The sequence below is a fragment of the Photobacterium sanguinicancri genome, from assembly GCF_024346675.1.
Lineage (GTDB): Bacteria > Pseudomonadota > Gammaproteobacteria > Enterobacterales > Vibrionaceae > Photobacterium > Photobacterium sanguinicancri.
Window position 1 is genome coordinate 607,398 of the sequence record NZ_AP024850.1, and the last position, 13,679, is coordinate 621,076.

Annotated in this window: 10 protein-coding genes; 8 read left to right on the forward strand and 2 right to left on the reverse strand. The window is 44.7% G+C overall.

Annotated features, from left to right (window positions below; genetic code table 11):
* The first annotated feature begins 21 nt into the window (after positions 1-21).
* Together recB and recD are read left to right on the forward strand one after the other, a co-directional pair.
* Positions 22-3,630: an exodeoxyribonuclease V subunit beta gene (recB, locus tag OCU87_RS03040; RefSeq protein ID WP_261857810.1), complete on the forward strand. Its 3,609-nt coding sequence runs from the start codon at positions 22-24 to the stop codon at positions 3,628-3,630.
* Entirely contained in the window at positions 3,623-5,701 is a 2,079-nt protein-coding gene (recD, locus tag OCU87_RS03045) for an exodeoxyribonuclease V subunit alpha (RefSeq protein ID WP_261857811.1), read from the forward strand. Before recB ends, recD begins: the two co-directional genes overlap by 8 nt.
* 85 nt (positions 5,702-5,786) lie before the next feature.
* Here the strand turns inward: recD and argA are convergent, their stop codons facing one another.
* Positions 5,787-7,112: an amino-acid N-acetyltransferase gene (gene argA, locus OCU87_RS03050; protein WP_094957524.1), complete on the reverse strand. Its 1,326-nt coding sequence runs from the start codon at positions 7,110-7,112 to the stop codon at positions 5,787-5,789.
* A gap of 163 nt (positions 7,113-7,275) precedes the next feature.
* Between argA and OCU87_RS03055 the strand changes: the two genes are divergently transcribed.
* The 6 genes from OCU87_RS03055 to tcdA all read left to right on the forward strand — a co-directional run bounded on the left by OCU87_RS03055 (position 7,276) and on the right by tcdA (position 13,152).
* On the forward strand, positions 7,276-7,665 hold the full coding sequence (locus tag OCU87_RS03055; protein ID WP_094957525.1) for a DUF2850 domain-containing protein: 390 nt from the start codon (positions 7,276-7,278) through the stop codon (positions 7,663-7,665).
* A 449-nt stretch (positions 7,666-8,114) separates the two neighbouring features.
* Positions 8,115-8,588, forward strand: coding sequence for a TadE/TadG family type IV pilus assembly protein (locus OCU87_RS03060; RefSeq protein ID WP_062688892.1), 474 nt, complete (start codon positions 8,115-8,117; stop codon positions 8,586-8,588).
* A gap of 3 nt (positions 8,589-8,591) precedes the next feature.
* Entirely contained in the window at positions 8,592-9,185 is a 594-nt protein-coding gene (gene tadF, locus OCU87_RS03065; RefSeq protein ID WP_062688890.1) for a tight adherence pilus pseudopilin TadF, read from the forward strand.
* 4 nt (positions 9,186-9,189) lie between these two features.
* A complete protein-coding gene (locus tag OCU87_RS03070) occupies positions 9,190-10,929 on the forward strand; it encodes a TadE/TadG family type IV pilus assembly protein (protein WP_261857812.1) in 1,740 nt (579 codons plus the stop codon).
* A gap of 159 nt (positions 10,930-11,088) precedes the next feature.
* Positions 11,089-12,198, forward strand: a complete 1,110-nt coding sequence (mltA, locus tag OCU87_RS03075; RefSeq protein WP_261857813.1) for a murein transglycosylase A — start codon at positions 11,089-11,091, stop codon at positions 12,196-12,198.
* Between the two features lie 144 nt (positions 12,199-12,342).
* Positions 12,343-13,152, forward strand: coding sequence for a tRNA cyclic N6-threonylcarbamoyladenosine(37) synthase TcdA (gene tcdA, locus OCU87_RS03080; RefSeq protein ID WP_261857814.1), 810 nt, complete (start codon positions 12,343-12,345; stop codon positions 13,150-13,152).
* 87 nt (positions 13,153-13,239) lie between these two features.
* On the opposite strand, the gene csdE is transcribed toward tcdA, so the two are convergent.
* Positions 13,240-13,671 carry a cysteine desulfurase sulfur acceptor subunit CsdE gene (gene csdE, locus OCU87_RS03085; RefSeq protein ID WP_261857815.1) on the reverse strand — a complete coding sequence of 144 codons (432 nt, stop codon included), beginning with the start codon at positions 13,669-13,671 and terminating at the stop codon, positions 13,240-13,242.
* Positions 13,672-13,679 lie beyond the last annotated feature (8 nt).

The following is a 13,679-nucleotide window of genomic DNA, read 5'->3' on the forward strand; positions in this document are numbered from 1 at the left end:
TGACAGAGAAGGATGGCGGGGATGAATAATAACGCAAATACACTGCACCCGATGACGTTCCCTCTTCATGGTGCGCGTTTAATTGAAGCCTCAGCAGGTACGGGGAAAACATTTACCATCGCCAGCTTGTATTTACGTTTATTGCTGGGCCATGGCAGCGTTGATAGCCGACATGGCTGTGAGCTAAATGTTGATCAGATCCTGGTTGTGACCTTTACAGAAGCCGCAACTGCAGAGCTACGGGATCGTATTCGAGCCCGTATTCATGATGCACGTTTGGCGTTTAGCCGTGGGGTGAGTAACGATCCTGTGATCCAACCTTTGCTTGAAGAGATTCAAGATCATAAAACGGCCGCGCAAATTTTATTACAAGCCGAGCGTCAAATGGACGAAGCGGCGATCTATACCATTCACGGTTTTTGTCAGCGGATGCTGACCCAAAATGCATTTGAATCGGGCAGTCGTTTTAACAATGAATTTGTGACCGATGAAAGCCAGCTAAAAAGTATGGTTTCAGCGGATTATTGGCGTCGTGCTTTTTATCATTTACCGCATGCATTAGCGCAAGAAGTTCGCAATATTTGGTCATCCCCTGCGGCCTTATTGAAGGATTTAGGTGGCAGTTTAACCGGTGCGCCGGTGAAGCTCAGCGTTGATGCGATGACGGAATCTTTGGCCGATCTTCACCAAGAAAATCTGCAACGCTTGGATGGCTTTAAAGCCCAGTGGCGTGAACACCAAAGTGATCTCGAACCTTTGATTGCGGGTTCTGGGGTCAACAAACGCAGCTATACCAAAAAAAGTTTACCGACTTGGTTAGAGCAAGTGTCACAGTGGGCAGCAACGCCAACGGTGAACTATGACTTGCCCGATAAGCTTGAACGTTTCCATCAGCAGACCTTGATTGAAAAATCGAAAGACAACCCGCCAGAACATGCGGTGTTTGCCGCGGTTGCTGAGTTATTGGATAACCCTGCTAACTTGCGTGATCCACTGTTAGCTCATGCGATTGCTGAGTGTCGAGAATTACTGGCGCAGGCCAAGCAACGTAAAGGTTGGTTATCGTTTGATGATTTGCTGACACAATTGTCGGCAGCGATTGATAACGACAGTGATGATTTACTCGTTGATCGTATTCGCAGCCAGTACCCAGTGGCGATGATCGATGAATTCCAAGATACCGATCCGCTGCAATACAGTATTTTTAGCAATATTTACACTACAGATACGGCGACACAAAGTGGCTGTGGTTTGTTTATGATCGGTGATCCGAAACAGGCTATCTATGCGTTTCGTGGCGCCGATATTTTTACCTATATTCAAGCGCGCCGTCAGGTAACTGATCACTACACTTTAGGGACAAACTGGCGCTCAACCGCCGATATGATCGCTTCGGTCAATCAGGTATTTGAACATCCTGATAGCCCATTTATGTATGACCAAGATATTCAGTTTTTATCGGTCGCTCATAGCCCTAAAGCGCCAGATCGTAGCTGGTGGTTAGATGGTCAAGTGCAGCATGCACTGACGTTTTGGCATCAAGATAGCTTGGATGGCAAACCTGTCACCAAAGGTAATTACCAAGAGGTAATGGCGGAGGCGACGGCCGCTAAAATCCAAGATATTTTGACTCAATCGCAGCAAGATAGTGCCTATTTCCAAGATAAAGACCACAAGAAATCGATTCAAGCGGGCGATATTGCCGTTTTGGTGCGCACGGGGAGTGAAGGTAAGCTAGTCCGCCAAGCCCTTGCTGAACAAGGCATCGCCAGTGTGTATTTATCTAACCGTGATAGCGTGTTTGGCAGTGCAGAAGCGGCCGATATTCAGCGATTATTACAAGCGGTATTAACCCCTGAAAATGAACGAGCGCTACGGGCAGCGTTAGCGTCGAGCTTGTTTGCTTATACTGCGGCGGATTTAGATTTATTAAATAACGATGAAACCCGCTGGGAAACTGCGGTTACTGAATTTAGAGATTACCGCAAGTTATGGCTTAGTCGTGGTGTGATGCCAATGCTTCGCGCCGTGATGAGCCGAAATGCGATTGCTGAGCGCTTATTGGCTGAAGAGGGCGGCGAGCGTCGATTGACTGACTTGCTGCACATTGGCGAGTTATTACAACAAGCCAGCCAAACGCTTGATAGCGACTATGGCTTATTACGCTGGTTAGCAGAGCATGTTGCTGAACCTAACGGCAATGCTGACGATCAAATCCAACGATTAGAGTCTGAGCGTAATTTGGTTCAGATCGTGACTATCCATAAATCTAAAGGGTTGGAATACGATCTGGTATTTATGCCCTTTGTTTGTAGCTATCGCGCCGCAAGTGAAGCGAAATACCATGATGATCAGCAAAACCTGACCATTCTAGATATTACTAAGCAGGCTGATTCACTAGAAAAAGCAGATAAAGAGCGCTTAGCCGAAGATTTACGTTTGATCTATGTGGCATTAACGCGGGCGGTATACGGTTGTTTTGTGGGTATGGCGCCGATTCGTAATGGCCGCAGCACCAAAGAGCCGACAGGCTTACACCAATCAGCAATGGGTTACTTGGTACAAAATGGCCAAGAAGGTGGCATCAGTGATCTGGAGATCGCGCTGGCGAAGTTAGCGGAAAGCCTCCCTGCTATCACGGTGGCAGAGCCGCCGATATTACCGAGTGATAAGTGGCAACCCGCTGAAGGGGACACGCCTGCGTTAACGGCCAGTCAATTTAGCGCCAGCATTGAGCGAAACTGGTGGATGACCAGCTATTCAAGTTTGGTTAAACAAGGCCACCACAATTCGTATGACAGTAGCTTTGATTTACCGGGTTTTGATACGGATTCGGCAATAGAAGCTGCGGCAGATACGGCATCATCAGATGATGATCACGCTTTAGAGTTGGAGCCTGAATACTCCATTTATACTTTCCCGCGTGGTGCGCGACCAGGCACTTTCTTACATACCGTCTTTGAAGAAATTGAATTTACCGCGCCTGTTGATAGCCCTGAAACCGTGGCGACCTTGACGGAGCTACTGCAAAAAGAAAACTATGAGTTGGAATGGTTACCTGTATTACAGCAATTGATCCGTGACGTATTGCAGTGTTCATTAGACGGCGACGCGATGCGTTTAGGGGAAAAAACGCCAGCGCAACGCTTAACTGAAATGGAATTCTTACTGCCGATCGAGTTACTGGCTGCCCCTATGTTAACCAAGGTGATTGCTAAACATGATGAGGTATCTGCCAAAGCGGGCGATCTGGGTTTTGCGACCGTTAGTGGCATGCTAAAAGGCTTTATCGATTTAGTGTTTGAACACCAAGGTAAATATTATGTTCTCGATTGGAAATCTAACCACTTAGGTGATGATCCATCGGTATACCGCGGCCAGCAGTTGGTCGAAGCAATGCGCGATCACCGTTATGATTTACAGTACCAAATTTATGCGTTGGCATTGCAACGTTTCTTGCGTAGCCGTATTCCTAACTATGACTATGAAACCCATTTTGGTGGGGTGTATTACTTATTCTTACGCGGTATTGAAGCGGGCAGTGACAGTGGTATTTTCCATGCAAGACCAAGTGAGCAACTACTTACAGAATTGGAACAGCTGATTGATGGAGAGCAAATTGATGCTTAAGCGATTACAGGATCTTACTCAGTCAGGTGTACTGCGCCCGCTCGATTATCAGTTTGCTAAGTTTATCGCGCAGCGAGTCGGTGAGTCGCATAGTGAGCATCACGACTTGGTCGCTTTGCTTGCTGCATGGGTGAGCCATGAATTAGGCAAGGGTAACGTGTGTTTAGAGCTGGATGAAAAAAGCACTAAGCGAGTGATGGACTTACCGATCAAGTATTCGGTTGGTTTACTTGAAGGCCTCCCTGAATTTGACTGTTGGGCGGCTATTTTATCCAATTTACCTGTGGTCTCTGATGGGGCAAAGGCTACACCGTTAGTACTTACTGACCAGCGCCTCTATCTGCATCGTTACTGGCATTTTGAGAAAATTGTCGCACAGAAACTCACGCATACAGCGCAAGCGCCTGCTGCCAGTCTGCTAGAGGGTGATATGGCAGCTGTGCTTGATGCGCTATTCCCTCGTACATATGGTTACTTATACGAAGCATTGGCGGTATTTAAAGGCAGTGAGACAGACACGGCACAAGCCCGCCAAGAGCAGGTTTGCGATAAGCTAGATGTGATAGCACCCGCTTTACTGAATTGGCCCGAAATTGATGCTGTATTACAGCAAGCGACGCAAATTGGTGATTTGGCTGCATTAGATAAGTTAGTACCCACTTCAGCCTGTTTGAATTGGCAAAAAGTGGCAGCGGCTATGGCGTTAACGCGCCAGTTTTCGGTTATATCGGGAGGGCCTGGTACAGGTAAAACCACCACTGTGGCTAAGTTGTTGGCAGCCTTGGTGATGCAGGTCGATTTAGCGGCGGGTGTAGAAGCGCCTGCCATTAAATTAGTTGCGCCGACCGGTAAAGCCGCTGCACGTTTGACGGAATCTATTGGCTCGGCGGTGAAATCATTATCGGTGGATGCGATAGTCAAAGAAAATATCCCGACGCAGTCGAGTACCATTCACCGTTTATTAGGTGCAATCCCAAATAGTGTCGATTTTCGTCATAATCGTGATAACCCATTGCACTTGGATGTGCTGGTGGTTGATGAAGCCTCGATGATTGATTTACCTATGATGGCACGCTTGCTTGATGCATTGCCGCCACATGCAAAATTGATTTTGTTGGGTGATAAAGACCAGCTAGCATCGGTTGAAGCAGGCGCTGTACTTGGCGATATTTGTGGCTTTATCGAACAAGGCTATAGTCCACAACAAGCAGCACAACTGAACCAGCTTACTGGGTATCAGTTATCATCGGCGCAACAAAATGTTAGCCCCGTTGCTGATAGTTTGTGTATGTTGCGAAAGAGCTACCGTTTCCACGCTAAATCGGGGATTGGCCAGTTAGCGAGAGCCATTAATAGTGGTAAACCTCAGCTTGTTGATCGTGTTTGGCAGCAAGGTTTTGCGGATATTCGCAATTACCCGCTATCGACTGATAACTACCAAACGCTGATCAAAATGACGGTGAATTTCTACCGTGATTATTTAGACTTAATTGAGCAGCAGGCCTCACCTTCTGACGTGCTTGCCGCATTTTCACAAGTACGTTTATTGTGTGCATTGCGAGAAGGTGACTTTGGGGTACAAGGCTTAAACCAGCGTATTGAGCGAGGGTTAGAGCGCGCAGGTAAAATCAGTACCAGTGATGATACTTGGTATCTTGGCCGCCCTGTGATGATTACTCGCAACGATCATGGTTTAGGTTTGTATAACGGTGACATTGGTATCGCGATGTACGAGCCCAGTAATAGCCTAAATGAAGGTGCAAGCACACCTCGTTTGCGAGTGTATTTCGAAATGCCAGATGGCAGTATCTATGGGGTGTTACCGAGCCGATTACCCGAGCATGACACTGTGTATGCGATGACAGTCCATAAATCACAAGGCTCAGAATTTGCTGATACCTTGATGGTGTTGCCGAAAGATTACAGCCCGATCTTAACGCGTGAGTTGGTATATACCGGCGTGACACGCGCTAAAGCTCGATTACACTTTTTCGCCCAGCCCGATGTTGTGACACGCGCGGTACGTATTTGTACTGAGCGTGCCAGTGGGTTAGCGAGTTTATTAAGCTAATATCAACCTAACTAAGTCACTGCTCGTTCTTACTGGTTAAAATCACTGACAACGCCAGCTTGTGCTGGCGTTGTTGATCTAAAAGTTATAACGCTAAGGTGAGAATTTTAGAACGACGTTGGAAGTTATAGAGGGCTTGTTTTTCCATGGGGAGTTGATCGACCTTGGACTCTATAAAGCCTTGTTCCCTAAACCAATGTAAGCTTTGGGTGGTTAATACAAACAACTGCTTAAGGCCTTGTTCTTTGGCTTGTTGACGGAGGCGGTTCAGTAGTAATGCGCCGCGATCGCCATCGCGAAAATCAGGGTGTACCGCCACACAAGCCATCTCGGCAATTTTGTCTTCAGGGAAAGGGTAGAGTGCTGCACAACTAATGATCAACCCATCACGCTCAATAATGGTAAAGAGCTCAATTTCCTGTTCTAGCTGTTCACGTGAACGACGAACTAAAATACCTTGTTGCTCTAGTGGCCGAATAAGATCTAAGATCCCCCCGATATCATCAATGCCAGCTGAACGTACTTTTTCAGCACTCGCCATCACGATCTGAGTACCAATGCCATCTAAAGAAAAGAGTTCTTGGATTAAAGCCCCGTCTTCTTTGTAGCTAATTAAGTGGCTACGTGGCACACCAGCACGACAGGCACTGATCGCGCCGCGTAAAAAACGTGCCGTCCCACACCCATCTTGCTCTGCTGACACTAAGCGTTGTAGTTCAGTTTCAGCTTCATTGGGCAGTAACTCTGAAATGACATTATTTTGGAGATCGATCACACCTTGCTCAGAACAAAAGCCAATGAGCTTATCGGCCTTTAACTTTATCGCTAATTGTGTCGCTACTTCTTCAGAGGTAAGGTTAAAACATTCACCCGTAACAGAGCTCGCAACAGGGCCAAGTAAGACAATGGCATTTTGATCGAGTTGACGATGAATACCATCACAGTCGATACGGCGAATACGGCCACTATGGACGTAATCAACCCCATCATTGATACCTAAGGGTTGGGCGATGATAAAGTTGCCACTGACGACATTGATCTGTGAGCCTGCCATTGGGGTATTGTTTAGCCCCATGGAAAATCGAGCGGTAATATCAAGCTGAAGAAGCCCTGCGGCTTGCTTCACTATATTCAGAGCCGATTCATCAGTAACCCGAACACCCTGATGGTATGGTGTTGAATAACCATGAATGCCGAGTAGTGAATTGATTTGTGGACGAGCGCCATAAACCACGACAATACGTTGGCCGAGGCTGTTTAACAATGCAATATCATTAACGATATTAGTAAAATTAGCATCACTTATGGCTTCACCACCCAGCATGATTACAATTGTCTTGCCTGCGTGTGCGTTAACGTAGGGCGCTGATTGGCGGAATCCTTTGACAAGTTCTGTACCACGATTTTTCAAAGTTAAACATCCATGTGTGACTTTCGATAGCCCAGTGTGGCCAATTATTTTTTTTGCTTCAAGATCTCGTTATCGATTAGTGAATAATTATTTTTTTATCGAACGTGATACTTAATGTATCGAGTAGATAAAGGTTAGACGTTAATAGTTTTTTGACCAAGTTATGACTAAAGCCATTTCCAAACAGAAAGTAGCAAAAAAGCGCCTGCAAACGACCTTCTTACTAGGGGTGATTAGTTGCGGGACGACCTTAGTGGGTCTGATGACAACTGGGGTTGTTTCATCAGCGTGGTTACTGCCAGAGCCGCCAGCTAATATTGTTGGGGTTTGGACCGAACAAGCGGTGGCTGATTACGCATCTGATAGTTTTGAACTCCGCCCTGATGGTGTTTATGTTAATGGACGCGTGGTAAGTACTCATTATGATTGGGATGGCGATACGCTGCGCTATCAGTTTGGTGATGAGCTCTACGTTTACTCATATTTATCCGGTGACTTTATTCGGCAGTCACCGTCACATTATATTTCAATGTTTCGTCGACAGACCTTGTAGGTATAAAATCAGACATTATCTAAATATAATAGATGTGCCACAGTAACAAGCCTATTCTACCGGTATTAATTTCTATATTTTCAAAGCGATTAATACGCTCTTAAATACTTCATTAATTGAGTTATAATTGACTCTATTTTTAGTTCTAATAGCCTGATTTAATATATTTTTTATCTTCTTTCTCAATGCCTTAGCGTTATCTTACGGTCTCTGTTTTTTATAGATGATCATCTTTTACAATAATAATCATTTTAAAATCATACGTTTACTTATCTCGTCGTTATAACTGAAATTATCCCTGAGCTATTTTTATTTAAATGCATTATTTAGCGTTATATTCACAGCCTTGTTTCGCATTGCAAAATTTGTAAAATAAACCTTAGTGGTGTCATTAATTTGACTGAATTGGTTTCGGCAGACATTTCTAAATGAAATGTGCAGGTGTGGATATGAAGCGCAGTCATCGTTTACAGAAAGGGGTTGCAAGTATTGAATTTGCCCTTGGGTTCATAGTGTTATGGTTTATGACTGTAATGATTATGGATATAGGGCTGAGGAATTATACTGTTGCCGTTGTAAATTTTGCAGCCTCAGAAGCGACGCGAGATGTCAAAGTTCGCCATTTTGAAACTGAATCCGAGTTTGAAAAATACTTTGAAGAAGTATTAAGTGAAAATGCTTTTTCATTATGGGGAGCATTAAATCATGACAGTGAACTCACGGTAGATATGAAGCAGTATCCTAATATTGATGCTTTAGTGGGAGAGCGCCAGCTAATGAATCAAAGTATCGCCTCTGCGCCGATTGCCTCTTATCTTATAACTTTTAATTACAAGCCATTAATTACTCTTGGTGACTACACGTCATTCCCAATTAAGCGGGAAGTGATTGCGGTGCAAGAATACGGCCGTCGAGAGTCTTAAGGTATGTTTACTCATAGTAATAAAAAAATAACTAACCAAACGGGTTCAGTTGCAATTGAATTGACCTTTGTTGTTGGTGCTCTTGCGATGTGCATGATGTTCGCGGGTGATTTAGCAGCAAAGATGACGATTCAAGGTGAGTTAGATAATTTAAGTTACTCTATGGCAAATATAGTGCGAGATCGTACGGCGTTATATTCTCATGCTGATAATGTTCGCGAAGAACTGAGTAGACAAGATGCAGAACAAATCGATCGAATCGTGAGAAGTAACCTGACTCGACAACGAGCTGGATTTAATAACGATAAATATGCCGTTATCGTTGAAGGCGTAACTTTTGATAGTGCTAGTAATGCGAATACGCCTGCCACAGTGAAGCAACTTAAGTCTTTTCATTTAGGCAATAAACAATTGAATTGTAATCCCCCTCCTTCTTCGGAATTTAAAGCATTAACGCCATACACCAATAAAAAACGTTATATGCCAATGTATCGAGTCACTATTTGTTATGAGAGCCCAAACCTGTTTTATACTTTTTCTGGTGCAGAAGAAGGGGCGTTAGTCATTCAATCTTCAAGCATTAACGTGGGGCGCTAGCACGATGCAAAATTATAGTAAGCAATCTGGCGTTGCTGCAATTTGGTTTGTCTTAGTCTTTATTGCTCTCGCAAGCTTAACGGCCTTGGGCGTTGAAGGGGCACGTTATCTTAATAATAAAGCCCGCTTGGGGGATGCCCTTGAAACGGCCTCTTTATTATTGGCAGCACAAGAAGCAAAACAATCTGAAGATGAAAGAAACCAGGCATATGTTACGCAAGTTGCCCGTAGTTATTTGCCAGATGCCAGCACCTCTTTACCACAATTGAATATTCACTATCGAAGCGGTGAAGAGACGATTGAGATCGGTGGTAAGCAGCAAGATGTTGAATTTCTTCAATACAAAGTGACGGCGTCGACTCAACATGATTCGTGGATGAATATGCCAGATGCGCCCTCATTTGATGAAACTCAGAATATAAGTAATTTTGCCGCGGCTAAAAAAGTTGCGATTAAGTCCGGGGTGAGTGATGCTTTTTTAGTTATGGATCATTCCCTTAATATGAACAGTAATACCTGCCAGATTAAATATCCGGGTAGTAATATCTATAAACACCAAACAGCAAAATTATTTATCGCTCACCAATTAGCTCATGAATTTATTAATCGTAAGCAAGGGATCTCGGTAGATAAGAGTAAAGAAGATATTGAGCCAATTGAGGGGAATGTCGCAGTATTTCCATTTGATACCCGTACATCAAATTTTTCAAATGATCAGTCTGGAAGTGGTAATTTGCCGCTCTGCCAAAACCACCTTGATTTTTACAGTGCAAGTGAAGAAAACAGCATTAATGGCCTTGGCGTTGATAAAGGGTTTGGTGAAATAGATTGGAATCACTCCAGCATTAAATGGTTGACGATGGGAGAGGCGTTAAACCGTCAAGACGCTCTTGGTACTTATGTGAATGAAACCTATAACACTCAAGACAAGATTGGCCAATGGTTGCCTGATGCTGAGAAGCATATCGATTATTGGGAAACCGTTAATTCTATTGCGGGCCGTAATGCTTTAGCTGACACATCACGAGAATCAAACTTAATGGCGTTTCCTGATAATCGCCTTTGTCGTGGTAACTTTATGACGGTATCGATTACAAACCCTAAGTTCAATACAGAAAAAAATAAGGTAGGTGGATATTTAGGGTTAATTAATTCATTTACTTCTAATTCACCGATTACGCAAAATAGTGCGCATAAGCCTGGAAGTTACATTGGTGGTTGGAGTGCATCATATCAAGGCATTTTACAGGCACTGAATGATTACCATCATCATGGAGACAAGGACAAACAGTCGACGATGGTCGTTATTTTAGGCGGTGGAGATCGACCAAGAGCCAGTGATAATTTGCGCTATAAGAATGGTCAGGTGATCGATCACTCTAATATATTAAAAAAACTGAGTGATCATGGGCTGTGTGAGAAGATTAAGAGCGATTACCCTAAGCTGAATTTATTTGCGATAGGGATTGATGTGGATCCTAAGAGTTTAAAAGGCGTGACCAAGAGGACTGGCGGGTGTATTGATGATGCGAACACCTCAATGATTGACCACAAGGCAGCCACTGGCACGACAGGATCAACAGATATTTGCTGGGGAGGCACTTCACCTGTCGGCACCGACTTCTCCCTTACGGATTATGGTGTGTCGACCATTAGCGCAATTGTTAGTGCTGGATTAAATGCTGGTGGGGCTGCGGGCCAAAAAGAAGAAGTCGGAAGTATTTACGATCGACGTACTCAATAGCACTGCATTATTGTTTGATCATTATCGTCCTGATGGTGGGCGGTACCTTTCTTGATACTCTTTACAAAATACTGACCTGCTTTTTACAAACCTAATAGCCCGTTTTCTGACGGGCTTGTTATACTTGTTGTTGATTTATCTAACCTATATAGGCTTTTCGTGTTACGTCATTTAACTATCGCAGTGTGCATTATTGGTTTGGCTGGTTGTGCTAAACCTACCGATCGAGGGCAGCAGTACCTTGACGGTGATTTCGAGCAAGTCTTGAATCAAGTTGAGTCGGTAAACTCGGATAAAGTCCGAGATTACAGCCAATTTGATGCGCAGATGACGAAAGTGATTGAACGCTCACCCTCCATGGCGGAAAAGTACTTCCCACTTTATAACCAAATTCAGAGCTGGGCCGCGCATTCTGGCGATCCTACTGAGTTGGCTAATTATGGTATTCAAGCTGCACAAATGGGTGGCGGTGATGGCTACGGTAATGTGATGTTCACTGGCTATTTCTCGCCTGTTATTGAACTGCGTCATCAAGCAAACGAGAAGTTTAAATACCCGGTTTATGGTATGCCGAAATGTGATGGTAAGTGCCCAACGCGTACAGAGATAAACAATGGCGTATTGGCGAATCAGCAACTGGAGCTAGGCTACAGCGCCTCTATGCTCGATGTTTTTATGATGGAAGTGCAAGGCAGTGGCTTTGTCCATTTTGATGATAATGATGAGTTACAGTATTTCGCTTATGCGGGCAAAAATGGTCATCCTTACGTCAGTATTGGTCGCATTCTGATTGAACGAGATCAAGTGCCGCGTGAGAAAATGTCACTAAAAGCTATCTCTGATTGGGTGGCGAAGCAAGATGAAGCGACGGTACGCGAACTGCTAGAGCAAAACCCATCGTATGTCTTCTTTAAGCCGCAAGAGAGCTTGGATGTAATGGGAACCGCGGGTATTCCATTATTGGCGCACGCGTCAGTTGCCGCTGATCGTGAATATTTACCGATGGGCAGTGTGATTTTAGCAGAAGTGCCTCAGCTTGATAGTGAAGGTAATTGGAACGGCAAGCACGTACTGAAACTGCTGATGGCATTAGATACCGGTGGTGCGGTGAAGAAAAATCACCTCGATCTATACCACGGCATGGGTGACCAAGCGGGTATTGATGCTGGGCACTACAAGCATTTTGGCCGTGTGTGGAAGTTAGGTTTACCGAATACCGCCACTGCCGATCCTTGGCTTGTGCCTGCACAGGCTGCGAAGCCTGAATAGAGGTTACCTCTCGGTAAATCCTCTGCCATTTTTATCCTTAGTTTGCTTTTTACACCGCTTGCGCAAACTGGACAATTCTTAATAGAGCGCGTATAACACGCGCTCATTCTTTATCTGAACGACCTAGCTAGCAGTGAATATCCTATGCGCGAATTAGATACCCCAGCCTCAGACAGTTATAACCAACGTTTTGGTGGCACACGTCGCCTTTATGGTAACAGTGAAGTAGAGATTTATCGGGCTGCACATGTCTGTGTGATCGGTATTGGCGGTGTTGGCTCATGGGCTGCAGAAGCATTAGCGCGTTCAGGTATTGGTGAGTTGACGTTAATCGACATGGACGATGTCTGTGTGACGAACATTAACCGTCAGATCCATGCGATGACGGGGACTGTGGGTCAGAGCAAAATTGAAGTGATGGCGGAACGTATAAAGCTCATCAACCCTGAGTGTCAGGTGAATTTGATTGATGACTTTATTACGCCAGAGAACATTCGTGAATACATCGATGGTCGCCACGATTACATCTTAGATGCGATAGACAGCATGAAGCCAAAAGCGGCATTATTGGCACACTGTAAGAGTAATAAGTATAAAGTGATCACCACGGGTGGTGCGGGCGGTCAAACCGATCCAACGCAAATTCAAATCACGGATTTGACCAAGACGATTCAAGATCCACTGGCGAAAAAACTGCGCGATACACTACGTCGTCATCATAATTTTCCGACTAACCCCAAGCGTAAGTTTGGCATCGATTGTGTGTATTCAACAGAGCAGTTGAAGTACCCACAAGCGGATGGCTCGGTCTGTAATATGAAGGCGTCAGCCGAAGGGCCTAAGCGTATGGATTGTGCCAGTGGCTTTGGTGCAGCAACAATGGTGACAGCGACATTTGGTTTTGTTGCCGTTTCTCGTGTGTTGCAAAAGCTAGTACAAAAACACCTAAAATAACGGATAGTTATTACACCGTTCAAGAATATAAAAAAGCGGCTCGCGTAGTGATACGGAGCCGCTTTTTTGTTATTTAATTTGAAGTGTTCACGCGTTTGTAGCAGTCACTTTAATTTGCTCAACAATGGCTTTAAGCCCATTACCACGCGATGGGCTTAGGTGTTCAATTAAACCTAAACGGTCAAAATACGCATCAATATCAAATGCTAAAATATCACTCGCAGATTTGCCTTCATAGGCAGCTAAGACCAGAGTAATTAAGCCTCGAACGATACGGGCGTCAGAGTCAGCGGCAAAGTGGAACACACCGTTTTGATTATCGTGTGTCAACCAGACGAGGCTCTCACAACCACTGACGGTGAGATCGGCGAGCTTAAATTCATCAGGTAATGCGGGAAGCTTTTTGCCTAATTGAATGACGGTGCGATAACGGTCTTCCCAGCCTTTAGCTGTTTGCATTTGCGCGACAATATCGTCAGCGGTAATTTCAGTCCCAAATGGGTGGTGCGGTAATGTCATGGTCTTTC

Bases quoted from the DNA above. Each gene is read 5' to 3' on its own strand.
- csdE (WP_261857815.1), bottom strand. From the start codon at position 13,671: ATGACATTACCGCACCACCCATTTGGGACTGAAATTACCGCTGACGAT.
- OCU87_RS03060 (WP_062688892.1), top strand. From the start codon at position 8,115: ATGAAGCGCAGTCATCGTTTACAGAAAGGGGTTGCAAGTATTGAATTT.
- recB (WP_261857810.1), top strand. From the start codon at position 22: ATGAATAATAACGCAAATACACTGCACCCGATGACGTTCCCTCTTCAT.
- OCU87_RS03070 (WP_261857812.1), top strand. From the start codon at position 9,190: ATGCAAAATTATAGTAAGCAATCTGGCGTTGCTGCAATTTGGTTTGTC.
- recD (WP_261857811.1), top strand. From the start codon at position 3,623: ATGCTTAAGCGATTACAGGATCTTACTCAGTCAGGTGTACTGCGCCCG.
- tadF (WP_062688890.1), top strand. From the start codon at position 8,592: ATGTTTACTCATAGTAATAAAAAAATAACTAACCAAACGGGTTCAGTT.
- tcdA (WP_261857814.1), top strand. From the start codon at position 12,343: ATGCGCGAATTAGATACCCCAGCCTCAGACAGTTATAACCAACGTTTT.
- OCU87_RS03055 (WP_094957525.1), top strand. From the start codon at position 7,276: ATGACTAAAGCCATTTCCAAACAGAAAGTAGCAAAAAAGCGCCTGCAA.